Genomic DNA, 6,640 nt, shown 5'->3' with positions numbered 1-6,640 from the left:
TCAAGGCAACAAGGAGGGGAGGAAAAGGGGACACATTAATAATATATGCGGGCGCACGAGGAAGGGACCGGAAGGAAAGCTAATAGGGTACGCATTAGAGGGAAAAACACGGTTCTTTCATTTACAGGAGTCAGAGGAGCTATTGTTCTTCTTCCTCTGATTCCTGATAATTCCCGTAAATAAAAAAACGTAACTGACAGTTTATTTCTCATCCGATGTTCCCACTTAATTGGGAACGTGTTCCCTATACGTTGGGAACATATTCCCAATGAAATGGGTATGTATTTCCAGTTAACTGGGAATAAAGTTCCACCACACAGAGATTATGTGGCACTCGTATACCACTGACAATAAATATCTTGCAGAGATATTTATTCAACCTGTTCTTATCCGTTTGTTCTTCACCGCTCCGTTTCCGTTGGTCTGCTTCCGCCTGTCTGTTTACGCGGTCTCTCCAGTCGTGTTCCCCGGCATAGCTATCGGCTTTTAACTCCTGTCCCGAAGGGAGATCACTCCTTCCAACTTCCTTTAACGACTACTGTAAATGAAAAAGCCCCGGAGAAAAGGAAGGAAAAAAGTGGATAGTCAGAACGATGCTGTGACGCGAGACGGATTAAAAAACTTATAATACACTATTAATTAAAGGCAATTCATCATACAGAAGAAAAAAAAGAAGAACAACAAGAATACAGAAAAGAAGGGGGATAAAAAGGGAAAAAGAAAGAACAATAAGTAGAAATTCTTTTGCTATACCGGAAACATAAAAGAAACGCTCGTGTGACAAAGAGAAAATTCATGCGACAGATAGGAAAAATATCAACCTAATTATTTATCTTTGTTAGCTTGAAAAGTTAGCATACCAAAAACAATAAGACAATGAAAGATTTTTTTAAATTTACGCTCGCCACCATAACGGGTATTATCCTGTCGAGTGTTGTTTTGCTTTTCATCAGCATTCTCGTAGTTTTCAGCATGGTTTCATCATCAGAATCGGAAACACAAGTGCGCAAAAACTCCATTATGATGTTAGACCTGAACGGCACATTGACCGAACGTAGCCAAGAGAATCCGCTGGAACTCCTTATAAAAGATGACTATAAGACTTACGGATTGGACGATATCCTTTCTTCCATCAAAAAGGCAGAAGAGAATGAAAATATCAAAGGTATTTATATTCATGCCTCCTCATTAGGTGCAGGTTTTGCTTCGTTAGAAGAAATTCGCGATGCCTTGAAAGACTTCAAAAAATCCGGTAAGTTCATTGTAGCCTATAGCGATACTTACACGCAGGGACTTTACTACTTGTCCAGTGTAGCAGATAAGGTGCTGCTGAACCCGCACGGAATGCTTGAGTGGCGAGGACTGGCATCTACTCCGATATTCTTCAAAGATTTACTGGAAAAAATCGGTGTAGAGATGCAAGTGTTCAAAGTAGGCACATACAAATCCGCAGTGGAGCCGTTTATCTCTACTGAAATGAGTCCTGCCAACCGTGAGCAGGTGAATGTATACCTGTCTTCCATTTGGGGAGAGATTACGGATGCCGTTGCTCAATCGCGCAATCTGTCTGTAGAAGCTTTAAACAAGGAAGCCGATCGTATGTTGATGTTCTATCCGGCAACAGAAAGTGTGAAGAACGGATTGGTGGACACACTAATATATAAGAACGATGTGCGCGATTATCTGAAAAATCTAATAGGTATTGATAAAGACGACAATATGCCGATATTGGGTATTCAAGATATGGTAAACGTAAAGAAGAACGTGCCCAGAGACAAGAGCGGAAATGTAATAGCTGTATATTATGCATACGGCGAAATTGACGGCAGCGCGTCTGCCACTACCGGCGAAGGTATCAACTCCGAAAAGGTGATTAAAGACCTGCGGAAACTAAAGGATGATGAAAATATAAAGGCTGTAGTATTACGTGTGAACTCTCCGGGCGGCAGCGCATATGGTTCAGAACAGATATGGCATGCTGTAAGCCAACTGAAAAAGGAAAAACCGGTCATTGTATCCATGGGCGACTATGCCGCATCGGGCGGTTACTATATCTCTTGCAATGCCGATACCATCGTTGCCGAACCTACCACTCTGACAGGCTCCATCGGCATCTTCGGCATGATACCCAATGCCAAAGAGCTGACAGACAAACTGGGTCTGAATTTCGATGTAGTAAAAACCAATCCACACGCTGATTTCGGCAGCCTAACCCGCCCGATGAATGAGAGCGAAAAGGGCTTGATGCAGATGTACGTTAATAACGGTTACAAACTCTTCTTGACTCGCTGTTCTGATGGGCGCGGCATCAGTATGGAAGAATTGGACAAAATGGCGCAAGGTCGCGTTTGGACAGGTAGTACCGCCAAAGAGTTAGGATTGGTAGACGAGTTGGGCGGACTGGACAAAGCTTTGGAAATTGCCATTGCCAAAACAGGTGTAGATGCCTATACAATAATGAATTATCCGAAGAAAGAGAGTCTCTTCGAGAATTTGATGAATACCCATCCAGGAAATTACATCAAAAGCCGGATGTTGAACGGCAAGATGAGTGACATCTACCGGCAGTTCAGCATCATCGAGAACTTCGACAAGATAGACCGCATACAGGCCCGTATTCCGTTTGAACTGAATATACAATAATTTTAAATGAAAGATGTATCCGTAAAAATACATTATTGGTTATACCCTCTGTCCTGGCTCTACGGGGCAGGAGTATGCTTGCGAAACAAATTCTTTGACTGGGGCTGGCTCCGGTCAAAGAGTTTTAACGTTCCTGTGATATGCGTAGGCAACATTGCCGTAGGTGGAACAGGCAAGACACCACATACGGAATATCTGATAAGATTACTACAACATGAAGGCATAAACGTGGCAACGCTAAGCCGCGGCTACAAACGTAAGAGCAAGGGGTATGTGTTGGCAAGCGTTGAAAGTAGCGTGCAGCATATTGGTGACGAACCGTATCAGATAAAGAGTAAATTTCCCGATATACAGGTAGCTGTGGACGAAAACCGTTGCCATGGCATCGAACAGTTGCTGAAGTTGGAAACTCCTGCCGTGGATGCCGTACTATTGGATGACGCCTTTCAGCATCGCCACGTAAAGGCAGGAATGAATATCCTGTTAACAGATTATCACCGACTGTTGTGCGATGATGCCCTGTTACCTGCAGGAAGGCTTCGCGAACCTGCTGAGGAGAAAAACCGTGCTCAGATAGTAGTTGTGACAAAATGTCCGGATGACATCAAGCCGATAGATTTCAATATCATCACCAAGCGTCTGAATTTGTATCCGTATCAGCAGTTGTACTTCTCCAGATTTCGCTATGGTTCACTGATGCCGCTGTTTTCCAAGAAAACGAAAGAAAGAGTTTTCTGCACAAGAGACGAACAAGTATTGCTCGTTACAGGCATAGCCTCACCGGCCCCATTGGTAGAAAAAGTGAAGTCATACACTCCCAACGTCAATCTGCTGGAATTCGGTGACCATCATAATTTCGACAAGAAAGACTTAAAACTCATCGAGGAACAGTTTGCACAATTGAAAGGGAGTAAGAGATTGATTATCACAACAGAAAAGGATGCTGCCCGACTGAAAGTTCATCCAGCACTGAGCGATGCACTAAAACCGTACATCTATGTACTCCCTATCGAAATAGAGTTTTTACAAAATCAACAATATTTATTTAACCAAAACATTATTGACTATGTTAGGACGTATTCAAGAAACCGCAACTTATCTGAAAGATAAAATGCACACATATCCTGAGACAGCAATCATCCTCGGTACCGGACTTGGCAGTCTTGCAAGCGAGATTACCGAGAAGTATGAAATAAAGTATGAGGACATTCCCAACTTCCCTGTTTCCACAGTAGAGGGACACAGCGGCAAACTGATTTTCGGCAAGCTGGGCAATAAAGACATTCTTGCCATGCAGGGACGTTTCCACTTCTATGAAGGATACTCCATGAAGGAAGTGACATTTCCGATACGTGTAATGCGCGAACTTGGCATCAAGACCTTATTCGTATCCAACGCCAGCGGCGGTACAAACCCGAACTTTGAAATCGGCGACCTGATGATTATCACTGACCACATCAACTTTTTCCCCGAACATCCGCTGCATGGCAAGAACATCCCATACGGTCCTCGTTTTCCGGATATGAGCGAAGCATACGATAAGGAACTTATATGCAAAGCAGACGCAATTGCTGCAGAAAAGGGTATCAAGATACAGCATGGTGTGTACATCGGTACGCAAGGACCTACATTTGAAACTCCAGCAGAATATAAAATGTTCCGTATTCTGGGGGCGGATGCGGTAGGCATGTCTACCGTTCCCGAAGTAATCGTAGCCAATCATTGCGGTATCAAGGTATTTGGCGTATCGGTCATCACTGACTTGGGCGTAGAGGGTAAAATCGTAGAAGTGTCTCACGAAGAGGTACAGAAAGCAGCGGACGCCGCACAGCCGAAAATGACGGAGATTATGAGGGAGCTGATTAATAAAGTGTAAAAAACGATTATGAAAACAGAAATAGCAACTCTTGGTGAGTTCGGCCTCATTCGTCATCTTACCGAAGGTATCGAGTTAAAGAACAAATCAAGCCAGTATGGCATTGGTGATGATGCTGCCGTCCTCTCCTACCCTACGGACAAGGAGATATTGGTGACAACCGATTTGCTATTGGAAGGCGTGCATTTCGATCTGACGTATGTACCTTTGAAGCATTTAGGATACAAATCTGCCATAGTAAACTTTTCCGACATATATGCCATGAATGGTATGCCTCGGCAAATCACTATTTCACTGGGTCTGTCCAAACGTTTTAGCGTAGAAGATATGGAAGAACTATATGCAGGTATTCGCCTTGCTTGCGAGGAATATGAAGTGGATATTGTAGGCGGTGACACCTCTTCTTCCTATACAGGACTCACCATCAGCATCACTTGTATCGGCGAAAGTGAGAAAGGAAAAGTCGTTTATCGCAACGGAGCCAAAGAGACTGACTTGATTTGTGTGTCAGGTGACTTAGGCGCCGCCTATATGGGATTGCAATTGCTGGAACGTGAAAAAAGCGTCCTTAAAGGCGGTGACAAAGACCTGCAACCCGACTTTGCCGGTAAAGAGTATCTGCTGGAACGGCAATTGAAACCAGAAGCTCGTCTTGATATTATTCAAAAATTAGCCAAAGAAGGTATCCAACCGACTTCCATGATGGATGTTTCCGATGGTCTCTCCTCCGAATTGCTGCATATCTGTACGCAAAGCAAAGTTGGCTGCCGCATTTATGAGGAGCATATCCCTATCGACTATCAGACAGCTGTCATGGCAGAGGAATTCAATATGAATTTGACTACTTGTGCCCTTAATGGAGGAGAAGACTACGAACTTCTGTTCACCGTCCCCATTGCTGACCACGAAAAGGTATCCGGCATGGAAGGTATCAAACTGATAGGTCACATCACCAAGCCTGAGTTAGGTTGTGCCCTTATCAGCCGTGACGGACAGGAATTTGAACTGAAAGCACAAGGTTGGAATATACTCAGAGAAAAATCTGACAAACCTAAAGGCGCAGAATAGGCAGTAATTCTCAAGCTAAAGAGAAGGGGAAGTATATCAAAATCCCCAAAAGGAACGAAAAGAAATGGAATAAAAGTAGAAAAAGCCAAGTAAGAAACCGTAAATGCCGAATTCACATTGACTTTTTTACATTTTTCTTAAAATATAAACGCTGAAAATTAGCCATATAGCCAATTTTCAGCGTTTTTTATTCTCTAACCCCTTGCATAGTCCAAAACTTTCACTACCTTTGCAACCGAAAAGAGAAAGCATGGTGCCATAGCTCAGTTGGTAGAGCAAAGGACTGAAAATCCTTGTGTCCCCGGTTCGATTCCTGGTGGCACCACTTTTTAAGAAGGCAAAACGATGTAAATCCCTGAATTTCAAAAAAGTTCGGGGATTTTTCTTTTCCAAGAATAGGCAAAATTAGTGGGATTGAAGCAAACCATACGTCCTTATTCAAGGGACTGTTTTTAAAAGCCCGGAATGTTCCACTGCGAAGTATTTACTTCATTCTTTTACAGCACGTTGCACTATTTTACATTACAGGGTTCTCGGTTCGATTTCCTAACTTTGTATCATTAAAAATTGAGCCGTATGGAAAGAAAAAGATTCAGCGTGTTGTTCTTCATCAAGCGTAGCAAACTGTTAAAAAACGGGGAAGCACCCGTGCGTGTGCGTGTCACTTATGACCGTCTATACGTGGAACTTCAACTAAAGCGGAGCATAAAAGTCCCACTTTGGTCGCAGGAAAAAGAGAAATCGACAGGCAAAGACCGAAACTCCGTAGAACTTAACCATTACATTGACGCCCTGCGTGTGAAATTCTATCAGATTTACCAAGACTTGGAACTGGAGGGAAAGATTATCTCCGCACGTGCCATAGTGAACCACTATCAGGGAAAGGACGAAACTTTCAAGACATTGTATAATGTATTCAAGGAACATAATGACAACTGCCGGAAGCTAATCGGGACAGACTATGCCGACATCACCGTAAGACGTTACGACAATTGCCTTAAATACCTCATGGAACTGGTTAAACGGGATTACAAGGTAGATGATATGTTACTG

General features: G+C 43.2%; 5 protein-coding genes and 1 tRNA gene. All 6 read left to right on the top strand.

What is annotated here, in order from left to right; all coding sequences use genetic code 11:
- Positions 1-876 precede the first annotated feature (876 nt).
- A complete protein-coding gene (sppA, locus tag QZ327_RS13865; protein WP_294620255.1) occupies positions 877-2,643 on the top strand; it encodes a signal peptide peptidase SppA in 1,767 nt (588 codons plus the stop codon).
- A gap of 6 nt (positions 2,644-2,649) precedes the next feature.
- Positions 2,650-3,753, top strand: a complete 1,104-nt coding sequence (gene lpxK / locus QZ327_RS13860) for a tetraacyldisaccharide 4'-kinase (RefSeq protein WP_294620253.1) — start codon at positions 2,650-2,652, stop codon at positions 3,751-3,753.
- Positions 3,710-4,519: a purine-nucleoside phosphorylase gene (locus QZ327_RS13855; RefSeq protein ID WP_294620251.1), complete on the top strand. Its 810-nt coding sequence runs from the start codon at positions 3,710-3,712 to the stop codon at positions 4,517-4,519. The genes lpxK and QZ327_RS13855 overlap by 44 nt, the downstream gene beginning before the upstream one ends.
- Positions 4,520-4,528: 9 nt before the next feature.
- Positions 4,529-5,587 carry a thiamine-phosphate kinase gene (gene thiL / locus QZ327_RS13850; RefSeq protein WP_294620250.1) on the top strand — a complete coding sequence of 353 codons (1,059 nt, stop codon included), beginning with the start codon at positions 4,529-4,531 and terminating at the stop codon, positions 5,585-5,587.
- A gap of 252 nt (positions 5,588-5,839) precedes the next feature.
- Positions 5,840-5,912 (top strand) — tRNA-Phe (locus QZ327_RS13845).
- Positions 5,913-6,163: 251 nt separating this feature from the next.
- Positions 6,164-6,640: Arm DNA-binding domain-containing protein (locus QZ327_RS13840; RefSeq protein WP_294620248.1), on the top strand; the 477-nt coding region annotated here is incomplete at its 3' end.

The organism is uncultured Bacteroides sp. (assembly GCF_910578895.1).
Lineage (GTDB): Bacteria > Bacteroidota > Bacteroidia > Bacteroidales > Bacteroidaceae > Bacteroides.
Note: the sequence above shows the minus strand (reverse complement) of the source record. Positions and strands in the feature narration are given on the sequence as shown.